Raw genomic sequence first — 24134 nt, 5'->3', positions numbered from 1 at the left:
AAAGAGCTTACCTTTAAGTACCTTGGCAGCTAGAACCTTGACTCATTCAGTAGTGGATGCGTCGTTTTATTATTGGCAGTGACGCCACCTTTAACTCAACGCTTATGCATCGGCATATATATTTTTACTGCGCTACCAGTTAAGAGGCGAATAATCCACCGCCTAACTGGTAACCACTTTTTCGCATTAGGATAAAACTGAAATGCGCTGTTTCACACTTTAATATAGGCTTGACTAACACCTATTGAGAACAACTGAAACCGGTCAAAGAGCATCACACAACATTTCCCTAACCCCCTTACCACTCTTGAAGGCACAATCAATGGCTAATTGTCTATCGGCACTGAGATTACCCATCTCCTGGTCAATTAACTCTGCACCTTGTTCCAGGGTATTGGCATCCATCACAGTTTGAAAAAGCTGCAAATACCAGTCTTGGTTCGGCCGTAACGCTATTCCTTGTCTTTCAAAGTACTGACATGTTCGAATGATCACAGAGCATTGCATCATCACATAGGTGGATTTCACCTCTGTACGGCGCCATAACCGCTCTACACTCATTAACGCAAATAAGCCAGACAATGTTTGAGCAAGCAAATATTGCCCTACCAATTCAGCTGTATCCTGATGCCGATATTTTAAGTGAGAGTCAACAATGAAAAAGGTACTAAAACAACATTCCGCCATCGAAGTAACCAACTGTTTATTCTCTGGGTATCCCTTGTCCCTCAAGCCGGAAACAACATCATCTAATACCACTTCGTATATGCTGGATAACAAAGTATCCAAAGCTGCAGGTAATTCAAGCTGCTCGTCAGCAGCCGATACGGAGTCAGACTTACGCAATGCGACCACTAACTCTTCGAGCATATTCGTCAGTATCAAAACTTCGTTTTCAGAAAACTGATCCAAGTACTGGAAGTCATAGTCATTAATAAAGAGAGTTTTTTTATCACAACGAATACTACGAATTTCACTTAAGGAAAAACTCTCTACCTTTCTCAGCGTACCTTTAGCCCAAATGGCATGAGGAGTCACAACCAAAAAATCTTTGGTTGTTTGCATAAAGGTGTTATCCACAATCATCAGGATATCGTAAGGTTCGATTTTACCCTCTGATATTTCGATGACTTTTCTGACTTTGTGGACTTTGATAGCCGGCGCGATTTGGATTTGCTGGGATAGACGATGCCTCTTGGCCACAGCGTTAACTATATCCAAGTATTCCCGCTGATAGCTACCTTCAAAAGCGGGCTTGGGACTGGATTCCTGCTGGGGCTTTTCAGGCGTAACGCTTGCGGGGGCAGCACTTTCAGCAGTGACGCTCGCCGGAGCTGTATTGGTGATAGAAGCGCCACCATTTGCATTTGCTACCGGAGTAACAGTCTCGGTTGTAACGCCTTCAGGGGAAAGATTTTCAGTAGTAACGCTCGCCGAAGCTGTATTGCTGACAGAAACGTCACCATTTGCATCTGCTGCCGGAGTAACGTCGGCTTGTGCCACATTCGAAACTTCAGCAGTTTCTGTCGCCCCTGTATTGCCTTGTATTTTTTGGGCCAGTTTTTCCAATAGTGTCAATAAAACCGCGGGCTTCATCCCGGAACCCGCCATACCAAAAGCACAGCCTTGACCCAACAACAGCTCGGAACCCTCAACGGCATGCTCTTGACTGGTGTTTATCAACTCTTCCCACGACATTTGGTTTTTTGCAGAAGTTGTGGTCCAGTCATTTTTCCAAAACAATCCTTCAGATGTAAATGCCAGACCATTTTTTGCAGAACCAAAAACCGTAGAATCGACTATCGCATAAATATTGACCGACGCAGGCATGCCATAACATGCACTGGCATTTTTAGCTTTCTTGCTGGGTATGTTGGGCGCAACAAAAAGCCCATCAGAGTGGAAGTTCTGCAAAATCTCCAGCACATCTGTTTCCATTAATCCTGTTCCTTTTATAAAACCGTGCTCAATACTTAGCTATGTAACGTATTGATATAATTTGAGTAAGAACCAGAATAAGTGTTGCAAGCAGCTCCCTGCAATGCTTTCTTAACAAAAGTATGAACTCTAACGACTTCGTCATTCCAACACCCAGTATCCTATAGGTTCGGGGGTCCGCCATGACCAGCGCTGTGATATTACAGTGAGCACCGTAGCCATGTTGAACCGCTTAAAGATCCCATAGATGACAGGCTCAAGCTGACGACCGACTTTAGCCGAGTATTCAAAGGGCCGGATGGTACGCTGGAGCCACTTACAGCGCTTTGTAAAACCAGAGCTGTGGTTCTGCAACGACGGCGAAGGCAAGGGGCTGCTAATTGTCAAAAGCTTTTTAGCTAAATCCCCGAGGCCCCGGGTACTAATCTTGAGGAAAGGTCCGGGTCTAACCAGCTGATATGTTCCCGAACGATACCGCAATCAGGGCAAAGAATACGGCGGACGGGTAACCGTAACTGAACCTGAAACGACAGTATGGTTCGTTCCGATTAGGTGCGAAGTGAAGCGTTGTGAACGGCCTTAGCCTGTTTGCCGCGAGCACAGTGAACGTTATCAATCAGTTTTAGATGAATAATGAGCAAAATGGGAAAGGTAATATTCGACATTGAGAACGGTTGGGGTTGATCATTGTTTTTGTTTAGCGACTAAACAATAACTCTCCAACCGTTTTCATTTCCGGTCCACGCTAATCTGCGATGAACCATAAAAAAGCGAATCCTGAGATTCGCTTATTATCGATTATATTAGCCTCAAGCAGCAATAATGGCGTCACTGCCGAAGAGAAGACAATGAAGCCAATCATTTTCGCCGCGCAGTTTACTTGAGTAAATGAGCAGCGAAAATGATTGGATGACGCCCTAACTAATGTGCTCCACTAAACCATAATTGCGTCGCTGACGAAACTAATGCTAGGCAAATCGATGGCGCCAGCGCGCAGTTGACTGATGTCAATGAGCACTGGCGCCAAGATTTAACGCCGCAGTAGCGAGTCCAAGCAGCAACCATGGCGCCACTGCCGAAGAGAAGGCAATGAAGCCGATCATTTTCGCCGCGCAGTTTACTTGAGTAAATGAGCAGCGAAAATGATTGGATGAAGCCGTATTATCGAGGCCAAGTAGCCATGTTACTCGTAATCAGACATGGGCACACAGGCACAAAACAAATTCCTATCCCCATACACATCATCAATACGATTCACGGTCGGCCAGAACTTGTTGGCCTTGACTGTGGCATTTGGGAATACCGCCAGTTCGCGATCGTATGGACGGCTGTCGAAGGCGGGATCCATGATGTCGGCTAACGTGTGTGGTGCATTGTGCAGCGGGTTATTGTCCGCAGGCCACTCACCGGCTTCGACCCGGGCGATTTCACCGCGGATGGCCACCATGGCTTCGATAAATCTGTCCAGTTCGGCCTTGGACTCAGACTCGGTCGGCTCGATCATCAGGGTTCCGGCAACCGGGAAGCTCATGGTCGGTGCGTGGAAGCCGTAGTCGTTGAGACGCTTGGCCACATCCATTTCGGTAACGCCGGAGGCTTCTTTCAGCGGACGCAGATCAATAATACACTCGTGAGCCACACGGTCATTACGGCCGCGGTACAGCACTGGATAGTGCTCTGACAGCTTCTTCATCACATAGTTGGCGTTGAGCATGGCGTTTTGGGTTGATTCACGCAGGCCCTTGGCGCCCAGCAGCTTGATGTACATCCAGCTGATTGGCAGTATGCTGGCGCTGCCGTAAGGCGCGGCAGAAACGGCACCGTTGTTGTCGCTTTCGCGGCCCGGCTTAACCAGAGTATGACCGGCAACGAAAGGAGCCAAATGCGCTTTTACACCGATAGGGCCCATGCCTGGACCACCACCGCCATGAGGGATGGCGAAGGTCTTGTGCAGGTTGAGGTGGGAAACGTCCGCGCCGATAAAGCCGGGAGTGGTCACGCCCACCTGGGCATTCATGTTGGCACCGTCGAGATACACCTGGCCGCCGTGTTGATGGATCACCTCACAGATCTCCGAGACGGTTTCTTCATACACGCCGTGGGTAGAAGGATAAGTGATCATGATGCAGGACAGGTTATCGGCCACTTCGGCCGCCTTGGCGCGCAGATCTTCCATGTCCACGTTGCCGCGCTTGTCACAGGCCACAACCACTATCTTCATACCGGCCATCTGCGCCGAAGCCGGGTTGGTACCGTGAGCAGACTGAGGGATCAGACAGACATTGCGGTGCCCCTCGCCGCGGGATTCATGGTACTTCTTGATGGCCAACAGACCGGCGTATTCGCCGGATGCACCCGAGTTGGGCTGCAGGCACATGGCGTCATAGCCGGTGATTTCCACCAGATAGTCAGACAGCTCATTGAGCAGCTTTTCATAACCCTTGGCTTGCTCCAGCGGGCAGAAAGGATGCAGGTTGGCAAATTCCGGCCAGCTGATAGGCAGCATCTCGGCGGTGGCGTTCAGCTTCATGGTGCATGAACCCAGAGAGATCATCGAGTGGTTCAGCGCCAAGTCTTTGTTTTCAAGACGCTTGATGTAGCGCAGCATCTCGGTTTCGCTGTGGAAGCTGTTGAAGGTTGGATGCGTCAGGATAGCCTCATCACGCAGCAGCGCCGCAGGGATGGACTCACTGCCCTTGGCAAGGATTTCAGCGTCCAGTGCCGCCACATCCAGACCATGACCGGCGCCCAGAATGATATCAAACAGGGCAGCCAGATCATCAGCAGTCGTGGTTTCATCCAGGCTGACACCCAGAGTGCCTTCGGCATCGATACGCAGGTTGCTCTCGGCGGCAATGGCGCGAGCCAGCACGGCGTCTTTGTCGGCCACTTTGAAGGTCAGAGTGTCGAACCAGCTAGCGTTGACCAGCTCAACGCCCTTGGCCTTGAGGCCGGCGGCGAGAATGTCGGTCAGGCGGTGAATACGCTCGGCTATGGTCTTCAGCCCTTGTGGACCATGGTATACGGCGTAGAAAGAGGCCATGTTGGCCAGCAGGATCTGCGCGGTACAGATATTGGAGTTGGCCTTTTCGCGGCGGATATGCTGCTCACGGGTTTGCATCGCCATCCGCAGCGCTGTGTTGCCGCGACTGTCTTTGGAAACGCCTATGATACGGCCAGGCATGGAACGCTTGTGTTCGTCTCGGGTCACGAAGAAGGCGGCGTGAGGGCCACCATACCCCATAGGCACGCCGAAGCGCTGCGCGCTGCCAAAGACCACGTCGGCGCCCAGGCTACCGGGAGACTTGAGCAATACCAGCGACATGATATCGGCGGCAACTGTCACAATCGCTTTCTGCTCGCGCAGCTTGGCAAAGAGTTCACGCTGATCGTTCAGCTCGCCTGTCTTGCCGCTGTACTGGAACAGGGCACCAAAGAGTTCATGATTGAGCGCTTCCTCGGCGGGGCCTACGACGACTTCAAAACCAAAGCATTCGGCGCGGGTCTTGACCACATCCAGCGTCTGCGGGAACACGTCATCGGCAACGAAGAAGATATTGGCTTTCTTGGCCTTGGACACCCGCTTGGCCAGCGCCATGGCTTCGGCGGCGGCTGTGGCTTCGTCCAGCAGCGAGGCGGAGGCCAGATCCAGGCCAGAGAGGTCCATAGACATCTGCTGGAAATTCAGTACCGCTTCTAGGCGGCCCTGGGCGATTTCCGGCTGGTATGGGGTATAAGCCGTGTACCAACCTGGGTTTTCCAGCACATTACGCAAAATGACGTTAGGCACTTCAGTGCCGTAGTAGCCCATGCCTATGTAGCTCTTGAATACCTTGTTCTGCTTGGCCAGACTCTTGATATAAGCCAGACCTTCGGCTTCGCCACAGGCTTCGCCCACGGCCAGATCCCGGTTCAGACGAATCGACTCCGGTACTATCTGCGCCGTCAGATCTTCCAGTGACTCGGCGCCAACATAATTCAGCATCTCTTGCTGCTGTAGGGCGTCGGAGCCGATATGACGACGGATAAAGAGTTCGTGCTGCTCTAACTGAGTGAGGGTTTGCTTGGTCATGATTAACCTTGTTCCATGTTCGCCGGTATCCTGCCGTAGGGAGGCGGTGTACCAGTCTCTTTATTGGTAAAACAAACGAAGCCCCGGAGGGCTTCGTTTTTCAGCAACGCTTATTCTTCGTCGATGACAGCCTGATATCCTTCGGCATCGAGCAGGTTATCCAGCTCAGACAGATCGGAAGGCATGACGCGGAAGAACCAGCCATCACCGAATGCATCGCTGTTGACCAGCTCAGGGCTGTCTTCCAGCGCTTCGTTGATGGCAATCACTTCACCGGATAGTGGAGCATAGATATCTGATGCCGCCTTAACAGACTCGGCCACGGCGCAGTCTTCGGAGGCGCTGACGATGTCACCTACATCCGGCAATTCAACGAAAACCATATCACCCAGCAACTCCTGTGCATGTTCAGTGATACCGACTGTGTAACTACCGTCTTCTTCCTTACGGATCCATTCGTGAGAAGAAGCGTACTTCAGTTCGCTTGGAATATTGCTCATTATTCTTGTTCCTTTCCCATGTTTTAGAATGCTTGTTTACCGTTACGCACAAAGCCTGGTGCCACTACTTTAACAGCGACACGCTTCTTGCGCATTTCGACTTCGGCCGTATCCCCTATGGAGTTCGGTACCCGGGCCATCGCAATAGAATAGCCCAATGTCGGTGAGAATGTACCACTGGTGATCACGCCTTCCTGCTCATTGCCGTTGGCGTCGGTGAAGAATACCGGCATGCCGTGGCGCAGCACGCCTTTTTGCTCCATCACCAAACCGATAAACTTGTCTGCACCGGCCGCTTTGATGGCGGTAAGAGCTTCACGGCCGATAAAGTCACGATCGCTCGGTTCCCAGGCAATGGTCCAGCCCATGTTGGCGGCCAGCGGGTTAACGGTTTCGTCCATGTCCTGACCGTAGAGGTTCATCCCGGCTTCCAGGCGCAGCGTATCACGGGCCCCCAAACCACATGGTTTAACACCGGCATCGAGCAGCGCTTGCCAAAGGGCTTCGGCTTCTTCGGCTGGCACGGTAATTTCGTAACCTTCTTCACCTGTATAGCCGGTAGTAGCCACAAACAGGCTGCCCGCCTGCACACCGAAGAAAGGCTTCATGCCTTCAACGGCCGCTTTTTGCTCGGCGCTGAACACAGTTGCGGCTTTGGCCTTGGCGTTAGGGCCCTGCACGGCAATCATCGCCAGCTCAGGGCGTTCGGTCACTGTGACATCATAGGGCTTGGACTGCTCACCAATCCAAGCGAGATCTTTGTCGCGGGTGGCTGAGTTAACGACAACCCGGTAATGGGTGTCATCGAGATAATAAGTGATCAGATCGTCAATCACCCCGGCGTCATGATTCAGCATGCCGCTGTAAAGCGCCTTGCCGGAGACCTTGAGTTTGGCGATATCGTTGGCCAGCAGTTTACGCAGGAAGGCTTTGGCATCGCTGCCGCTGACATCAACAACCGTCATATGGGAGACGTCGAACATACCGGCGTCCTGACGCACTGCGTGATGTTCTTCAATCTGCGAACCATAGTTGAGTGGCATATCCCAACCATGAAAATCAACCATCTTGGCATTAGCTTCCAAGTGCTTGTTAAAGAGTACAGTTTTATTAGCCATTGTTATCCCTTCTCATCGGGGCTTTTCGGTGTTACCCAAAGGTAAAACCGAGTTAAAATGCTGCGAAATTATACCCTGCGTCACAAATTTGTATATAAGTGATTTTTCTAATCCGAACCATTATGGATTAATTTTTCTCATGGTTTACCTGTAATTTTTTTACAGTAAATCACAGTTGAAGCATAAAAAACGCCCAATAACGACTGTTTTTGGGCGTTTTCCTTCACATTCGGCTAACCGGGATGAAGATTATTCAGGACGGCACAGACGCGGCAGCTTGAATTTGTGCCCCATGGCCTGTTGCATGAACACAGTTTTCAGCCCAGCGAAATTGTCTACTAAGTTGAGACCGAGATCGCGAATCGCCTTCTTCAAAGGATTGCTACCGGCAAACAGCCGCTTGAACCCCTCCATGGCGGCTATCATCTCCATCGCCTCGGCCTTGCGCCAGCGCTCGAGGGCGCGCAGTTCGCCATAGGCGCCGATATCTTTGCCTTCTCCGTGCAATGCCGCCACGGTTTCCACTATGGCGCCGGCATCGAGGAAGCCCAGGTTAACCCCCTGCCCCGCCAACGGATGTATGGTGTGCGCCGCATCGCCGGCCAGCAACAAGCGATGACGGGCGAAATGGCGCGCATAACGCATCCGCAGCGGAAAGCTCTGGCGTTCACTCTCCAACTGACACAGGCCCAGGCGGCCATCGAAGGCGGCGGTCAGTGCCCGGGAGAAGGCTTCATCATCCAAAGCCTGCAAGGCTTCGGCCTTTTGCGGCGGCACCGACCAGACGATGGAACAGAGGTCGCTCTCATAAAGCGGCAGAAACGCCAACGGGCCATCGGCACTGAACACCTGGCGGGCACAGTCACCATGGGGCAACTGAGTGCGAATGCTGGCGACTATGGCGTGATGGCCGTAATCCCAGAAAGTCAGTGGGATCTGACACTGTTGGCGAACCCAGGAGTTGGCGCCATCGGCAGCCACCACCAGGGCGGCACTGAGGTTATCGCCGTTATCCAGCGTCAGCCAGGCTTCACGTTCACCAAAGGCGATACGCTCAAGCCGGGTATGTTCCAGCAGTGTCAGCTGTTCCAGCTCTGCGGCCCGCTGAGCCAGGGCGTAGTGAATGGCATCGTTTTCGATTATGGTGCCGAGGGAAGTCTCACACTGGCTCTGGGCATCAAACTGGATGCGCCCCATGCCGTCTTTTTCCCAGACATCCATCTTGCTGTATGGCCCGAGGCGGGACTTATCCAGATAGGCCCAGGCCCCCAAGTGTTCAAGCAGCGCCTGGCTGGCCTTATTGATGGCACTGACCCGCAGCCGCGGCGCGCCCTCGACCGGCGCGGCACCGGCGGCATCTATCACCACCACCTTGAGCCCGGCCTGTGCCAAACCGCAGGCCGTTGCCAATCCCACCATACCGCCGCCCACCACGGCCACATCATAGCTTTGGAAATTCATCGTCACTGACTCCTGGAAAACAGACATGCCGATTGTCTGTGCCACCCCATGGCTCTGTGGGCCACCGGGGTCTTGAGAGGTGGGCACCAGGAGAGGATCCTGAGTCCCAGATTTCGTCCGGCCACCAGCGGCCAGTAGTTGTTGGAAAAACCGCGCACCAGAAACTCGATATTGTTGATGGTCTGGCGTCTGTCCTGCTCACGGGCAGCATGATAGGCATGCAGCACCTGGGCTGCGCCTGGGTCAGCGCCTTCGGCCAATACCGGCTCCAGCGTTTCCAGCACAGTGACCAGATCCCTGAGCCCCAGATTGAAGCCCTGCCCGGCTATCGGGTGCAGAGTCTGGGCGGCATTGCCCAAATAAAGCGTGCGGTGATAAATGGGCCTTGGCATGTAAGAGAGGCTCAGTGGGTAGCGGTGACGCTCCCCCACGGCCACAAAACGCCCGGCCCGATAACCGAAGGCCTGTTGCAGCTGCTGCAAAAACTCGGCCTGCGGCAGAGCCTGCACCCGCTCGGCCTCTTCATGGGGCAAGGCCCACACCAGAGAGAGCCTGGCCTGGCCGTCGCTGTCACCCATAGGCAGCAGTGCCAGGGGGCCGTGCTCGGTGAAGCGCTCCCAGGCCATGCCATTATGGGGCTTGTCGGTAGCAACATTGGCGATAACCGCGCTCTGACCAAACTCAAACTGCTGCAACGCCTGTTGCTGCTGGGCACGCACCGAGGAGTTAACCCCATCTGCCGCCAGCAATAAGCGGCAGGAAAGCCGCTGACCATTACTGAGGGTCAAACTATGGCCCGCAGCCGAAGTTTGCAGCTTCTCGAGACGCGCCGGGCAATAAAGCTGGATATCACTCTTGCCGATGGCGCTAAACAGCCGCTGGCCGACCCGCTCGAGTTCCACCACCTGGCCGAGGGAGTCCAGCGCAAACTGCTCGGCATTGAGCTCTGTCATGCCGAAATGGCCGCGATCCGAGACATGAATATCGGTTATCGCTGTGCCTAGGTCTTCAAGCAAAGGCCAGATACCGAGGCGCTTGAGTTCAAACACTGAGCCATTGGCTATGGCGATGGAGCGGGCATCGAAACCAGGATGTTGCTTGGCGGGATCGAAGGCCTCGATAACGGCAATTTTCAGCGGACGGGAGAGTTTCCTGGCCAGGGAGGCCAGCCCCAATGCCAGGGTGGCACCGGCCATGGCACCACCGACAATGGCGATATCCAGCTCAGTGCATTCCTGACTCACAGCTTGGGCGTCAACTTGCGGGTTCATCTTTCCTCTACTCAGGCACGCTCAATGGGTGCCGTCACAGAAAATGACAGGGCAAACAGGTGCCCTGTCAATGCAGCGTATTATTGTCTGGTGTTTCGGCGTCGAGATCAGGCAACTCTGGGCCGAACTCTGAATAGCAGAGAATGGCGGCCATGCGAACAAACTCCAGCAGCTCGAGATATGCACTTTCAGATTCGTCATCGTCGGCAACATCGAACTCTACCTGGGCAATTTCCGCCAGATCTTTGATCACTTCACGAACATCTTCCGATGCCTGATTCAAACCCGGTTGAATAATGGCGATGCCGGTGAGGAAGCTCTGAGCCCAGAGCGAGAGCGCCTCTACCCGCACCGTCAGAGGTTCTTCCTCTTCAGGCAGCAGCAGGGTGAAGCCAAAGTCTGGATCCTGCAGTCGATTGACGGTATCGCCAAAAAGTTCGGTTATCAGTTGTGTCAGTTCGTCGGGCAGGCGCTGACCGTCGTTCATCAGCTCGAGCAAGGGCTGATACCAGGCCTGCTCCTGCTGTGGCACGCCGCCACAAATCAGGCCCACCAAAGCGCCATGCACTTCAACCGGATGCTGACCTATGTCGGCGTTGTCGAGCGCACTGCGCAGGCTTTCGATACGTAATGAGGGTGGGGTTGCCATAAAGCTGTCCAAGTATTGAATTTACCCCCGTCATGCTAGCAGAGTTAGGGATGGCGACCAAGACTGGAATCTTACCCAAGCTGCGAGCCAGGTCGTGCATTTGCAATGCATCTGGGCTTCGCCGTTTAGCTACTGCCGGGATTTTGCGCCAGGGAAGCTCATAGAAACAGCAGCCGACGCAACCAAAGTGGCGCTTGTCTTGCACTTTAACGCTGAGCTAGATATATTCCGCCACAGAGCCAAAGAAAAGGATCCCGTGCGGAAGATGAGTAACAGTGCCATAGATATCACCCTGTTGGGGCGCACCTACTCCATCGCCTGTCCCCCGGGTCAGGAACAGGCACTGCAAGCGGTGGCGCAGAAATTGGAGCTGCAACTGGGCAAGATAAAGGCCCGCACCAACGCCATCAGCCGTGAGGAAATGGCTTTGATGGCCGCACTCAACATAGGCTATGAGCTCTATGAAGAGCAGCGGAAGAATCAAGATTATATGAGCCAAATGGATGATAGGATCCGTTTGCTGCAATCCACTCTTGAGCACGCATTGGTTGAGCGAAGCGCAAGAGAGGATTAAACTGAAATAGCACGAACCCTCACAGGTTCGACCCAGAATTTGCTCCCTGGGGTGTGCGACAGCTGGTAATGTCCCTGTGCCGATATTTTTAATCTCAGGGTGAATGTTTTACTGACATTGTGCATGCTCGGCGCGAACCGAGAAGCCTTAGGATGTAATCATTTACCCGCCTTGAACCTACGGTTCAAGGGCTACACCGGCATCGACATTCTGGGGAGCATCCTCTTTATGACCCACACAAACTCAAGCAGCCAAACCCGTGATGGGCGTTGCAAGACGCTCAGGCAGGCTATTCGCCATGCCCGCAGGGCCATTCCCGAAGCCGAGCAGCATGTTGCCGCCCTCAAGGGCTGTGAGCAGTTTCTAACCTTGCTCGATGAACTGAGCGCCCAAGGCAGAGCCATCAAGACAGTCGCCCTCTACTTTAGCTGTGACGGCGAGCTGGACACAGCTCCCCTTATCGAAGCGCTATGGCAACGGGGAATCACCACCTGTCTGCCGATCATTCATCCCTTTGCCCCGGGACGTTTACTGTTTCTGCGTTATCAACTCTCCAGTCAACTGCACGCCAACCGCTTTGGTATCCCCGAGCCCAGACTGGATATCCGCACTCTGGTGCCTTTGGCTGAACTGGATCTCATCCTTACGCCATTGGTGGCCTTCGACGCCCAGGGCAACCGTATGGGCATGGGCGGCGGCTTCTACGACAGAACACTGGCCGCGGCGCAGCAAAGCGCCCGAACTGTGCCATTGCTGGCAGTCGGCTTTGCCCATACCCTGCAGTTGGTGGACTCCCTGCCCCTCGCCCCCTGGGATATCCCACTGCCCTTTATCGTTACTCCGGACAAGCTGCATAGCTTCAACACTTTGACGGCTGAATCTTGCCCCAAAAAAGTGGTATAACGTCAGCCAGAGATGTCGCGGAGTAAGCAAGTATGGCACGCCAGTATCGCAGCCTTGATAGACCAGACAGTGCCCAGCGGGCCAAGGTTAAGCAGCAGATGCAGCGGGAAACCTATCAAAATATGCGCCGGCGACAGTCACGGCCCAAGGCAATGCTCGGCGCCTTGCTGGGCGCCATTCTTGCTGTATGGCTGTTTCTATTTATGGCCAGCAGCAACAGCACTCTGGTTTGGCTGTATATGCTGCCGGCGGTGGCTGTGGGCCTGGGTGCCAGATGGCTGGGGAAGTGTTTCGAGTGGCAGCTTTTGCTGCCGGTTCCGCTGATTACGCTACTGCTTTATAGCCTGGCACTCTGGTTGTTACTGCGCTTTCATGCCTCGGATCTCCTGATAGTGCCGCTTTGCTGCGGTATCAGCCTTTACTGCGCCCGCCGTTCACTCAGGGAAGGTGCGAATAAGTCCTCGTGGCACTCTGGCTTACACAGCAATTGGCGTTCAAGGCATCTGACTGAAGGCATGCCGGGGCCTGTCGAAGTCGGATAACGCAGAGACCTGGCTCCAGGCGGTTATTGCTGTTACTGAATATCTTGGCGAATTCTCTTCTGGCGTTGGCTTGAATCTCAGGGCCGGTTAATAACGTCCGCCCTGTTGGCACTCTGTCCAAACGACTTCTATGCTGAAATCCATATAGGCAGCTCATTATCATGCCGCCGAGTCGGCCTTGTCGTTTTTGGAATTCCACTCAAAGGAGAGAACAAGCGATGAAAAAGTCCATCCTGATCCCGGGTTGTTTATCACTGGTGTTTGCCGCATCACAACTGGCCGCCGAAGAGGTCAGCATCTCATTACTGTCGGCAGATGGTCCAAGCCCCATAGGCAGCATCAGTCTCAGTGATTCTGCCTACGGTCTGGTGTTAACCCCCAATCTTAAGCAACTCACACCCGGCGCTCACGGCTTCCATGTGCATCAAAATGGCAGTTGTGACACCAGCAGTAAAGACGGCAAGACGGTATTGGGCGGCGCGGCCGGAGGTCACTTCGACCCTGATGGCAGCGGCAAGCATGGTTACCCCTGGACAGATGACAATCACAAGGGTGATCTGCCACCGCTCTATGTCGATGCTAACGGCATGGCTTCCACACCTGTGTTGGCACCAAGGTTGAAACTGGCCGACATCAAGGGCAAAGCGCTGATGATCCACATGGGAGGCGATAACCATTCAGATCACCCGGCGCCACTGGGCGGCGGTGGCGCCCGCATGGCCTGTGGCGTGATTAACTGAGCCGCACCAAACACAAAAAACGCGGCTCAAGTGCCGCGTTTTTTATTACAATTCCGGAACCTATAGCTTGGCTTTTTTAGTGGCTTTCGCCCTTGCCTCTTAAACGCGCCACCATATTCATCAAGGCCACGGCGATAGCACCGGCCAAAATGCCGAACAGGGCGTTGAGCAAGGTAGGTGTCAGCGCTGCCAGCACAGGGCCGGCCACAGCCAGAGAGCCTACCCAGTTGGCAACATGGGTTATCTGCTCACTGACCCAATGCAGTCCATGGGTGAGAATGCCGCCACCTACCATAAACATGGCGGCGGTACCTACTATGGTAAGCAGCTTCATCAACTTGGGCGCGGCGCTGACCAGCACAAGTCCCAGGCGTCTGAGGTTGTGAGCCCAAAAACCCTCGCCTCTACGCCTTGAGAGATACAGCCCGGCGTCATCCAGCTTAACGATACCGGCCACCAAGCCGTAGACCCCGATAGTCATGACCACGGCAATGATAGACAGAGTGGCCAACTGGGTCATAAAGGCTTTTTCCGCCACAATACCTAAGGTGATGGCGATGATTTCCGCCGATAACACAAAGTCGGTACGTATTGCGCCTTTGACTTTCTGTGCCTCCCAGGCGCGAATATCCTCGACCTCTTTCATGGCAGCTTCGATGACGGCTTCATCGTCTGCTTCGGCAGAAGCCTTGCTATGGCTGGCCTTGTGCCAGAGTTTTTCAAAGCCTTCAAAACAGAGAAACAAACCACCGAACATCAATAGCGGTGTAACGGCCCAGGGTATAAAGGCGCTGATCAGCAGGGCTGCAGGCACCAAAATAAGCTTGTTGCGAAAAGAGCCCTTGGCAACGGCCCATACCACAGGCAGCTCCCGATCGGCGCTGATCCCTGTTACCTGCTGCGCATTGAGCGCCAGATCGTCCCCCAATACCCCGGCAGTTTTCTTGGCAGCAACCTTACTCATTACCGCCACATCATCCAGGATGGTGGCAATATCATCCAAAAGAGTCAGTAGACTCGCTCCAGCCATTTAAATCTCCTTAAACCAGGTCAGTTTTGCGCTCTAAATAGGTTCGGTATGCGACATATTCAAGCGGCACCAGTGCACTTTTTCAGCGCAGTACTGCCACATCAGCCTGGCCGTTCCCCCACCGGCTATGGTAGCGCATGGGCGCAGGCGGGCGCAGTAAAAAATGCTTAACCTATGTTGTTCTTCAAGAACTATTCTTCAGGACTAGATTGAGCGGCACTTTTCACTACAACTCGGAGTATACTAGGGCAAGTTCAAGTGAATTTGTCAGAATCAACAGGATGGCATTATGACCCAAGATGAAATGAAGAAGGCGGCCGGTTGGGCGGCGCTGGAATATGTCGAGAAAGACAGCATAGTTGGCGTGGGCACCGGCTCTACCGTCAACCACTTTATCGATGCTCTGGCCACGATAAAGGCCGATATTGAAGGCGCGGTTTCCAGCTCTGAAGCCTCCACCGCCAAGCTCAAACAGTTGGGGATCCCTGTGTTTGATCTCAATTCAGTAGATAAGCTGTCTGTGTATGTCGATGGCGCCGATGAAATCAACGGCCACATGGACATGATCAAGGGTGGCGGCGCCGCGCTGACCCGGGAAAAGATAGTTGCGGCCGTGGCCGACAAGTTTATCTGTATCGTTGATAACACCAAGCAAGTCGATGTGCTGGGCAACTTCCCGCTGCCGGTAGAAGTGATCCCCATGGCCCGCTCCTACGTAGCCCGTGAGCTGGTGAAACTGGGTGGCGATCCTGTCTATCGTGAAGGTGTGGTAACAGATAACGGCAACGTCATTCTGGATGTCTATAACCTGAAGATACTGAATCCCAAAGAGCTGGAAGTGCAGATTAATGCCATAGTGGGCGTAGTGACCAATGGTCTGTTCGCCAACCGTGGCGCCGATGTGCTCCTGGTGGGCACCCCAGAAGGGGTTAAAACCATCAAGTAAGCCCTAAGCTTGAATGCCAAAAGCCGCCAGCTGGCGGCTTTTTTGTGAAAATATGAGCGAATTGCAGGGCAAGAGCAAAGCAAGAACCGTCGGCTCAGGAGTAAAAAATAGCCAACCAGACGCTAGTTTGCTCCTCGGCAGTCCAGCTGACTCTGTGGCGCACATGAGCGGGGATATTAAGCCAGTCCCCCGGGTTCAGGCTCACTTCTGAACCATCTTCATACTGCAGCCGGGCGGCACCTTGCAGCAACAATACCCATTCATGCTGCGCTTGATCGTACCATTGCCCTTCAGGCGTTACCTGACCGTGGGACAGAATGCGCTCAATTTTAAGATCCGGCGTGGCCAAGAGCGCGTCAAACTGCTCGGCATCGAGCTGCTTGGGTATGTTGGCAAACAGATTGTTCATCTTGCTCTCCTGCGACATATGAGCCGTTACTCAGCCTATTCCTATCTTAAATAGACTCCCGGTGTGCACTTGGTTTTACTGCTTGTTTTACAGGGGTTCCAGCTGCTCAACCCGCAACTGCAGGTTACTGTTGCCGCGAAACTCGTTCACATCCAGCTTATACAGCAGGCGCACATGATTGATGCTGGCATCGGGCCAGGTCTTGAGATCCACATTGAAGGCGATGGCATCGGCCATGATCCGGCCGCACTCAGTCTCCAGCACCAGTTTAAGATGTTTCTCTGCCACCAGTCTCTGCTGCAGAATTCTGAAATGGCCATCAAATAGCGGCTCGGGGAAGGCCTGGCCCCAGGGACCGGCATCTCTGAGCAGTTGCGCCGTATCCAGGGTAAAGCATTCAAGCGGCAATTCACCGTCGGAGAACAGCTCGCCATTGAGATCCTCCAGGGTCAGCAGCTCACGGACACAGGTGTCAAAGGCCTCGGCAAACTGCTCGAAGGCATCCTTACGCAACGAGAGCCCGGCGGCCATGGCATGACCACCGAACTTGAGGATCATCCCGGGATGGCGGGCATTGATAAGCTCCAGCAGATCGCGCATATGCAACCCCTTGATGGAGCGGGCCGAGCCCTTGATTTCAGTGTCGCTGGCTTCGGCAAAGGCGATTACCGGGCGGTGGAACCTGTCTTTAATCCGGGAAGCCAGAATGCCTATCACCCCCTGATGCCAGTCCGGCTGATACAGGGCAATACCCCAGGGCTGTTCACTCTCTTTGAGTTGCAGCGCCTCCAGGCTCTTCATCGCTTCTTGCTGCATGCCGGTTTCCAGCTCACGGCGCTCGGCGTTGAGGCCATCAAGCTCGGCCGCCATTCTTCTCGCCTTGAGCATGTCATCGCACAAGAGAGTTTCGACTCCGAGCGCCATTTCATCCAGCCTTCCGGCGGCGTTGAGTCTGGGGCCAACCGCAAAGCCGAAATCGGCGGCCACCAAACGCGCCGGATTGCGGCGGGCCACTTCCAGCAAGGCAGTGATCCCCGGACGACAGGCGCCGTTTCGCACCCTTTTGATACCTGCGTCCACCAGAATACGGTTGTTGGCATCGAGCGACACCACATCGGCCACTGTGCCCAGGGCCACCAAGTCCAGCAATACACTCAAGTTGGGCTCGGCCAAGGCATGATTAACGAACCAGTGACGTTTTCTCAACTCTGCCCGCAGTGCCAACATCAGATAGAAAGCCACCCCGACCCCGGCAATCGACTTGGAAGCAAAGCTGCAACCGGGTTGGTTGGGGTTAATGATGGCATCGGCCTCGGGTAATTCATTGCCCGGCAAATGGTGATCTGTGATGACAACCGTCATCCCCAGCGCCTTGGCGGCCCTGACGCCTTCGATGGAGGAGATACCGTTATCGACAGTGATCAGTAGCTCGGCGCCCTTGCCGTGCGCCACCGCCACTATTTCAGGGCTGAGGCCATAGCCATAATCGAAACGATTGGGGATCAGATAATCACAGTTTTCCATTCCCATCATTCTGAGCGCCAACAGACACACACTGGTGGAGGTGGCACCATCGGCATCGAAATCCCCCATGATCAGAATGCGGCGGTTGGCCGCGATGGCATCGGCCACCAGCTCGGCCCCTTGCTGCAAGCCCAGCATGGTATCCGGCCTGAGCAGACGCTTGAGCACCAACTCGCACTCGGGAGCCTGAACGCCGCGACTGGCGTAAATCTGTTTTAACAGCGGATGTAGATTTGCGGGTAAATGGCTGTCGTCCACCCTGGGGCGACGGACGATTTTGTGGATCACTGTGGGTTATTCTTGAAAATGGCTTTGCCGGGCAAGATAACAAAAAGGCGAGCAGCTTGCTCGCCTTTTTGAGTAATAAAAGCGCTTATAGCTTGGCACGCTCCAGGTTATACAACAGCTCTCTAGGAGCCTGATAACCGGGGATCAGAGTCCCATTTTCGAGGATCAAAGCCGGTGTTCCACTGATCCCCATCTTCATCCCCAATTGATGCTGGCCAGTGATATTGGCATCACACTTGGCCATCTTAACCCCTTTGCCTGCCTTGGCATCTGTCATAGCTTGTTGGGGATCTTTGGCACACCAAATCGCTTCCATCTCTTCGGCGTTGGGCGATGGTACACCCTGACGGGGATAGGCCAAATAACGTACTGTGATGCCCAAATCGTTGTACTGCTGCATTTGACTGTGCAGCTTGCGGCAATAACCACAAGTCACATCGGTAAAAACAGTCACCACATGTTTTTCATTCTTGGCCTTGTAGACCAACATCTCATCTTCAAAAGGCTTAAGCATCTCGAGTCTTGGACCAGCCAGAGCCGCCTCGGTGAGATTCTTCATGTCTTGGTTCAGATCGTAGAGGTTGCCGTGCAGCAGCTTGGAACCATCTTTGCTGACATAGAGCACGCCACGATTGGTAATAACCTGATACAAATCAGGGATAGGTGAGTCGGCCATGGAGATCACTTCAATACCCAAGGTATCGCTGAGCTTTTGCTTCAGTTGATCACCCGATTCGGAAGCCGCAGAGGCAACACCGACAAAGGGTGTAACCGCCAGCGCCAGACACAGAGAGAATGCACGGGTTAACTTCATTGGAAATCCTATCTTATTGGGGTCGATTAAAGTTTATTGTTCTCTATCAGACCGGAGAAGAGGCTGAAAAGTTACAGTCAGATGCTATCGAAAGCAACTAATTGCGTAGCAGATCAAAGAATTCAACCTCTTGGATGATGCTGTTGATGCAGCGACTGCAACCTGGCATTGGCCACATGGGTATAGATTTGGGTGGTAGACAGCGAGCTGTGCCCCAGCAACAACTGCACTACCCGCAAGTCGGCGCCATGGTTGAGCAAATGGGTGGCAAAGGCGTGTCTCAGGGTATGGGGCGACAACTCGGTGCTGATACCGGCCCGCAGGGCATAGAGCTTGATCCTGTGCCAGAAGGTCTGGCGGGTCATCATCTGGGCACGCTTGGAGGGAAACACCACATCACTCTGTTTACCGCCGAGCAGTTCGGTGCGTGCCAGCTTGAGGAAGGACTCTATTTCGCTGACGGCCACCTCACCCATGGGCACCAAGCGCTCCTTGCCGCCTTTACCCGTGATCCGTACCAGCCCCTGACGCAGACTCACCTGCTCCAGCGTCAACCCTACCAGTTCAGTGACCCTGAGCCCGGTGGCGTATAGCAGCTCCAGCATCGCCTTGTCTCTGGCTTCGATGGGGTCTTCCCGTATGGGCTCAGCCAGCAGGGCGTCCACCTCGGCCTCACTGAGACTGCCGGGCAGTTTGCGCTTGAGCTTGGTGGAGGCGATACGCGCCATGGGATCTTCCGTTATCAGTTGCCGACGCAGCAAAAAACCGTAAAAGCGCCGCAAGCTGCTCTTCAACCTGGCACTGCTACTCTCGGCAACGCCTTTGCCGACACGAAAACCGAGATAATCCTGCACCGCATCGCGCCCGGCGGCACTGAGCGTCAGCCCTCTTCCCTGCAGATACTGATCAAAATGGCGCAGGTCATTGCGATAGGCCGCCAGGGTGTTGTCGCTCAGGCCCTTACTGGACCAGAGGTCATCGAGAAAACCTTCAATCAAGGGATCCTGGACATAAGCGGATGAAGAAGTCGCGGCCACAAACAATACTCCAATAAAAAACGGCGTCATCAAGGATAACGCCGTCTCGAAATGGACTCCAGTCACTCTGGGCTCTTGCAAAGGACTTAAGTCATTTGCTGCAAACTATGTTGCATCAGGCCGATAAGCCAATGCAGAGCTTAATGCAACCTGTGAGTGACTACCTTCCTCAGGCCGTTTGCACGGCCTTAGGGCTGACAAACAGACAGATAATCATCACTGTCAGGGTGGGTGGCAACCAGGCCATGCCCTCTTCGTAGAGTGGCAGCGTTGACATCACAGGAGCCAGGCTTTCCACCCCGGACACAAAGGCCAGCAGCAAACTATTGGGTTCGGCGACTTGGGTCAGCGGCTTGAGTGAAGCGACAGTCACTTTCAATGCATCAAAAATACCGAAGATCAGGGCCACCGACAGTGCCAGTCTGTGGGCAAACTTCGGATTGCGGAAATACGGCGTCAGGAAGGTCACCAACACCAAAGCAATAGCCACTGGGTAGATGGTCATCAGCACAGGGATGCTGATGGCCAACAGTTGGGTCAGGCCTACGTTAGCCACCACGGCACAGATCACACTGAACAGCACCACCAGGAAGCGATAAGTGGCGCCCGGGATCAGCTCCTGGAAGAAGTCAGAACAGGCACTCACCAAGCCTACGGCCGTGGTCAAACAGGCCAGAGTCACCACGGTGGACAACAGGATAATCCCCATATCACCGAATTCATGAGTCACATAGTTGGTGAGGATCTGGCCACCACTCTCAGCGCCCTTGGCCATATCGCCGGCGGTTGCACCGAGGAAGAACAGCGACACATACACAAATGCCAGACCGGCAGCGGCTACCAAGGCGGCGCGTACCAGATAGCGAGTCTGCAAACCTGGCTCAGACACGCCCTTGTTGCGCAAAATATCGATAATCAGCATACCGAACATCAAGGACGCCAGGGTATCCATGGTGTTGTAGCCTTCGATAATGCCTTTGGTCAACGGGTGCTTGATGTAGTCACCACTGGCCGCAGGTACTTCACTGCCGGGCAGCAAGATCACCGAGACCGCCAAGCCCACCAACAGCAAAATCAGCACTGGGGTTAACACCTTGCCAATGCTATCCATCAGTTTGCCGGGAAACAGTGCCAGCAGCATGGTCACCACAAAAAATCCTAGGGTGTATAACAGCTGCGGCTTATTCAGTTCCAGCCCAAGGATATTGACTACCGATGTAGGGTCTTGAATGAAAGGCAGCGCACCGATCTCATAGGCCACCAGGCCGGTACGAGGCGCCGCAAAGGCTGGACCGATAATGATATAAATAGCCACCGCCAGAGCAGTTGCGGCAAAGGCTGGCAACAGCTTCATCACCTTGCCCTGCGCCTTGGCCACAGCGATCAAACCAGCCAGCGGCAGACCCACGGCGGTGATCAAGAAACCGAGCATTGCCAGCAGCATATTATCGCCGGCCAATTGCCCGGCAAAGGGAGGAAAAATCAGGTTGCCCGCCCCCAGGAAAAACGCAAAGGTCATGAATCCCAGGCCCAGGGTGTCACCAAGTGTCAATTGAGTCTTGTGCACTATATGCCCCATCTTGTTATGTTTTTCTAATAAACTTAAGTGATTGCGATATCTTTAGCCATAGCTGAAATACTCACTATCGCACTCGCCCTACTAAGAGTGTAAAGCCTTTATTACAGTTGTCCGTGGTAAATTCGGCCTATTCTTGGCGAGTTTATGAACAAATGGCAGGGGGTTTTCGCTGCTTTGCTTATCCTAAAACTGTTTTACCTTGATCCAATTCGCAGAAAGCCACGAATTAGGGGGAAACACTAATACCAGAGCAAAAGCAGAGGTGCAACACTTAGGCTTACGAAAGACTAAAAATAAGACAGATACAAAATCCAAGATAAAAAAAAGCGGTTCAAAGTCACACCAGGCATTAAGTTTGGCAACATCCACGACATTTTCAAAACATCTTCATTCGTCCCCAAACCACTACTGGTACGACCTTTAACACTTGCCAGCCACAACAGGCTGAAGGTCAAAGATGGATAAAGCCTGAGTAAGGCAGCATTCCCATCAAAATGAAACTCGCCTCGGAAAGCGGCTCACCTTTCGTCCCTGGTTAATATAAAATGCCGCGATTAATTCGGCTCAGGGGCAATCAATGGCATTCAGTTTCAAGGCATTTCATATCGAAGATCACGGCTGCGGCATGCCCGTCAGTACCGATGGAGTGCTCTTGGGGGCCTGGGCGCCATTGACCGAGGCCAAACGGGTGCTGGACATAGGGGCCGGCAGCGGTCTATTGAGCCTGATGGCGGCGCAGCGTAGTGAGGCAGAGATACTGGCGGTAGAACTCGACGGCAGCGCGGCCCATGCCAGCCGTGCCAACTTCAACTCCTCGCCCTGGGCTAGCCGACTCACTTTGTATCAAGGCTCAATTCAGAGCTATTGCGATGAACATGCCTCGGCAGATGCAGCGCCGTTCGACCATATTCTCTGTAACCCGCCCTATTTCGAAACCGGCCCACGCTCGGATGACCCCAAACGAGCCATAGCGAGACACACGGAACAGCTGAGCTTTGACGAGCTGTGTCTGGCGATAAAGCAGTTGTTAAAGCCACAGGGACAGGCGAGCCTTATTCTGCCGGTTCAGAGTCTGGACAGATTTGAGCGCGCCGCAATTGAGCAAAGCTTGCGACTGGCTGCGCGGGTCAGTGTCAGCAGCACACCCCATAAGCCCTGTAACCGGCAGTTGTTACTGCTTGAGCATGTCAAGGAAGGCGAAGCGGTTACCACACCGGAAGCCCACTCGGCTCTCTATATCAGAGAAACCGATGGCCGCTATTCAGAAGCCATGGTGCGACTAACCCAGGATTTTTACCTGAAACTCTAAGCCATTGCTTGCAGCAAGGGACTTGGGCGCTCGCCGTCAACCCAAACCCGGTATCCAAGTCGTGAAACCGCCACTGACCACTGATGGGATTTATTCGTAGCTTCCCAAGCTCCAAGCTGTGCACGGCACCCCAGACAAGGTATACTCCCGCGCATTATTGTTTGAGATGCTTCCCATGCTATTTGAAGATTTTGATCTGGACCATAGGCTTTTAGATTCGCTGAAAGCCATGGGCCACAAGACACCGACCAGTATTCAACAATTGGCTCTGCCTTTGGCGCTGGAGCAGCGGGATATTCTTGCCCACGCCCCAACCGGCACGGGTAAGACCGCCAGTTTCCTGCTGCCGGCACTGCAACACCTAATTGACTTCCCTCGTCGTCGTCCCGGCCAGGCCAGAGTACTGGTGTTGACCCCGACCCGCGAGCTGGCCAGTCAGGTACACAGATACGCCTGCCATCTGGCGACCGGGCTTGGGCTGGAGATTGGCATCATCACAGGCGGCGTTCCATACGCCCCGCAGGAAGAAGCCTTGGCCGGTAATCTGGATATTCTGGTAGCGACTCCAGGCCGTCTGCTCGAATACTTGGAGAAGCGTAAGTTTGAAGCCACTGAAGTGGAGCTGCTTATCATAGATGAAGCCGACCGCATGCTGGATATGGGCTTCTCTCAGGTGGTGCAGACCATAGCCATCGAAGCGCAGGGACGTAAGCAGAACATGCTGTTCTCCGCCACGCTGGAAGGCAGCGGCGTGCGCCGTTTTGCCGGTGAGCTGCTCAACGATCCTGTGTTGGTGGAAGCCGAACCACCACGCAGCGAAAAGGCCAAGATCCATCAATGGATCCACCTGGCCGACAATAGAGAGCACAAGTTTGCCCTCTTGTGTCACCTGCTCAATCAGGAGGAAACCAAACGCGCCATCGTCTTTTGCAAGACCCGCGAAGTGGTCAGTAGCCTAGAAGGCTTGTTGCTGCAGGCCGGGATCCCCGCTGCCTTTATGCGCGGCGATATGGAGCAGAAAAAACGTTTCCAGGCGCTGGGACGTTTCACCAAGGGTGAAGTCAAGGTGCTGCTGGCTACCGACGTCGCTGCTCGAGGCATAGATATCGAAGGCATCACCCATGTGATCAACTATGATATGCCACGCTCTGCCGACGCCTATGTACACAGAATTGGCCGTACCGGCCGCGCCGGGGCCAAGGGCACAGCCATCTCTCTGGTGGAAGCCCATGATATGCGGATCCTCAGTAAGATTGAACGCTATATCGAGCAGAAGCTGAAACGGCGGATCATCGAAGAGCTGAGGCCCAAGCACAAAGAAGCCAAGGTGCCGAGCAAGAAGAAGCCTAAAGCCAAGGATGCCAGCACCAAGAACGGCAAGAAAAAGAAGAAGAAATAAGCAAGGGGCGAACAAATCCCATGCGTGATTG

The 24134-nt window shown here is 53.9% G+C and carries 20 protein-coding genes and 1 other RNA gene; 8 read left to right on the top strand and 13 right to left on the bottom strand.

What is annotated here, in order from left to right; genetic code table 11:
- Window positions 1-264: 264 nt before the first annotated feature.
- The 7 genes from CBE72_RS05095 to CBE72_RS05065 all read right to left on the bottom strand — a co-directional run bounded on the left by CBE72_RS05095 (window position 265) and on the right by CBE72_RS05065 (window position 11009).
- The gene (locus tag CBE72_RS05095) at window positions 265-1938 is read right to left on the bottom strand and encodes a hypothetical protein (protein WP_100142584.1); all 1674 of its coding nucleotides are present in this window, start codon (window positions 1936-1938) and stop codon (window positions 265-267) included.
- Window positions 1939-3121: 1183 nt separating this feature from the next.
- Window positions 3122-6010 (bottom strand): aminomethyl-transferring glycine dehydrogenase, encoded by a 2889-nt coding sequence (gene gcvP, locus CBE72_RS05090; protein ID WP_100142583.1) that lies wholly within the window; start codon window positions 6008-6010, stop codon window positions 3122-3124.
- Between the two features lie 110 nt (window positions 6011-6120).
- Window positions 6121-6510 carry a glycine cleavage system protein GcvH gene (gene gcvH / locus CBE72_RS05085; RefSeq protein ID WP_100142582.1) on the bottom strand — a complete coding sequence of 130 codons (390 nt, stop codon included), beginning with the start codon at window positions 6508-6510 and terminating at the stop codon, window positions 6121-6123.
- A gap of 23 nt (window positions 6511-6533) precedes the next feature.
- The gene (gcvT, locus tag CBE72_RS05080) at window positions 6534-7628 is read right to left on the bottom strand and encodes a glycine cleavage system aminomethyltransferase GcvT (protein WP_100142581.1); all 1095 of its coding nucleotides are present in this window, start codon (window positions 7626-7628) and stop codon (window positions 6534-6536) included.
- Window positions 7629-7877: 249 nt separating this feature from the next.
- Window positions 7878-9089 (bottom strand): FAD-dependent monooxygenase, encoded by a 1212-nt coding sequence (locus CBE72_RS05075; RefSeq protein WP_100142580.1) that lies wholly within the window; start codon window positions 9087-9089, stop codon window positions 7878-7880.
- 2 nt (window positions 9090-9091) lie between these two features.
- Window positions 9092-10360 (bottom strand): 2-octaprenyl-6-methoxyphenyl hydroxylase, encoded by a 1269-nt coding sequence (gene ubiH, locus CBE72_RS05070; protein WP_100142579.1) that lies wholly within the window; start codon window positions 10358-10360, stop codon window positions 9092-9094.
- Between the two features lie 67 nt (window positions 10361-10427).
- Entirely contained in the window at window positions 10428-11009 is a 582-nt protein-coding gene (locus CBE72_RS05065; RefSeq protein WP_100142578.1) for a UPF0149 family protein, read from the bottom strand.
- A gap of 265 nt (window positions 11010-11274) precedes the next feature.
- Here CBE72_RS05065 and zapA point away from each other — a divergent pair, with 265 nt between their 5' ends.
- From zapA to sodC, 5 genes are all read left to right on the top strand, one after another.
- Window positions 11275-11583, top strand: a complete 309-nt coding sequence (gene zapA, locus CBE72_RS05060; protein WP_039034557.1) for a cell division protein ZapA — start codon at window positions 11275-11277, stop codon at window positions 11581-11583.
- A 40-nt stretch (window positions 11584-11623) separates the two neighbouring features.
- Window positions 11624-11804: non-coding RNA, 6S RNA (gene ssrS, locus CBE72_RS05055), on the top strand.
- 7 nt (window positions 11805-11811) lie between these two features.
- Entirely contained in the window at window positions 11812-12486 is a 675-nt protein-coding gene (locus CBE72_RS05050) for a 5-formyltetrahydrofolate cyclo-ligase (RefSeq protein WP_100142577.1), read from the top strand.
- Between the two features lie 32 nt (window positions 12487-12518).
- Window positions 12519-13028 carry a hypothetical protein gene (locus tag CBE72_RS05045; protein WP_100142576.1) on the top strand — a complete coding sequence of 170 codons (510 nt, stop codon included), beginning with the start codon at window positions 12519-12521 and terminating at the stop codon, window positions 13026-13028.
- A gap of 218 nt (window positions 13029-13246) precedes the next feature.
- On the top strand, window positions 13247-13768 hold the full coding sequence (gene sodC, locus CBE72_RS05040) for a superoxide dismutase family protein (RefSeq protein WP_100142575.1): 522 nt from the start codon (window positions 13247-13249) through the stop codon (window positions 13766-13768).
- 76 nt (window positions 13769-13844) lie between these two features.
- Here sodC and CBE72_RS05035 read toward each other — a convergent pair whose 3' ends face one another.
- Entirely contained in the window at window positions 13845-14798 is a 954-nt protein-coding gene (locus CBE72_RS05035) for a DUF808 domain-containing protein (protein ID WP_100142574.1), read from the bottom strand.
- Window positions 14799-15087: 289 nt separating this feature from the next.
- Here CBE72_RS05035 and rpiA point away from each other — a divergent pair, with 289 nt between their 5' ends.
- Window positions 15088-15744, top strand: a complete 657-nt coding sequence (rpiA, locus tag CBE72_RS05030; RefSeq protein ID WP_025008999.1) for a ribose-5-phosphate isomerase RpiA — start codon at window positions 15088-15090, stop codon at window positions 15742-15744.
- Between the two features lie 94 nt (window positions 15745-15838).
- Here rpiA and CBE72_RS05025 read toward each other — a convergent pair whose 3' ends face one another.
- The 5 genes from CBE72_RS05025 to brnQ all read right to left on the bottom strand — a co-directional run bounded on the left by CBE72_RS05025 (window position 15839) and on the right by brnQ (window position 21395).
- A complete protein-coding gene (locus CBE72_RS05025; RefSeq protein ID WP_100142573.1) occupies window positions 15839-16153 on the bottom strand; it encodes a cupin domain-containing protein in 315 nt (104 codons plus the stop codon).
- Window positions 16154-16240: 87 nt separating this feature from the next.
- Window positions 16241-17965: a single-stranded-DNA-specific exonuclease RecJ gene (gene recJ, locus CBE72_RS05020; protein ID WP_100142572.1), complete on the bottom strand. Its 1725-nt coding sequence runs from the start codon at window positions 17963-17965 to the stop codon at window positions 16241-16243.
- A gap of 85 nt (window positions 17966-18050) precedes the next feature.
- Entirely contained in the window at window positions 18051-18779 is a 729-nt protein-coding gene (gene dsbC / locus CBE72_RS05015) for a bifunctional protein-disulfide isomerase/oxidoreductase DsbC (protein ID WP_100142571.1), read from the bottom strand.
- Between the two features lie 122 nt (window positions 18780-18901).
- Window positions 18902-19846, bottom strand: coding sequence for a site-specific tyrosine recombinase XerD (gene xerD, locus CBE72_RS05010; protein ID WP_100142570.1), 945 nt, complete (start codon window positions 19844-19846; stop codon window positions 18902-18904).
- A gap of 139 nt (window positions 19847-19985) precedes the next feature.
- Entirely contained in the window at window positions 19986-21395 is a 1410-nt protein-coding gene (brnQ, locus tag CBE72_RS05005; protein WP_100142569.1) for a branched-chain amino acid transport system II carrier protein, read from the bottom strand.
- A gap of 577 nt (window positions 21396-21972) precedes the next feature.
- On the opposite strand from brnQ, the gene CBE72_RS05000 reads away from it, so the two are divergent.
- On the top strand, window positions 21973-22704 hold the full coding sequence (locus CBE72_RS05000) for a tRNA1(Val) (adenine(37)-N6)-methyltransferase (RefSeq protein WP_100142568.1): 732 nt from the start codon (window positions 21973-21975) through the stop codon (window positions 22702-22704).
- 175 nt (window positions 22705-22879) lie between these two features.
- Entirely contained in the window at window positions 22880-24103 is a 1224-nt protein-coding gene (gene srmB, locus CBE72_RS04995; protein ID WP_100142567.1) for an ATP-dependent RNA helicase SrmB, read from the top strand.
- Window positions 24104-24134 lie beyond the last annotated feature (31 nt).

Origin of the sequence: Shewanella carassii (genome assembly GCF_002777975.1) — a bacterium.
GTDB classification, from domain to species: Bacteria; Pseudomonadota; Gammaproteobacteria; order Enterobacterales; family Shewanellaceae; genus Shewanella; species Shewanella carassii.
The sequence above is the reverse complement of the archived record's forward strand: the minus strand, read 5'-3'. Positions and strand labels throughout refer to the sequence as shown.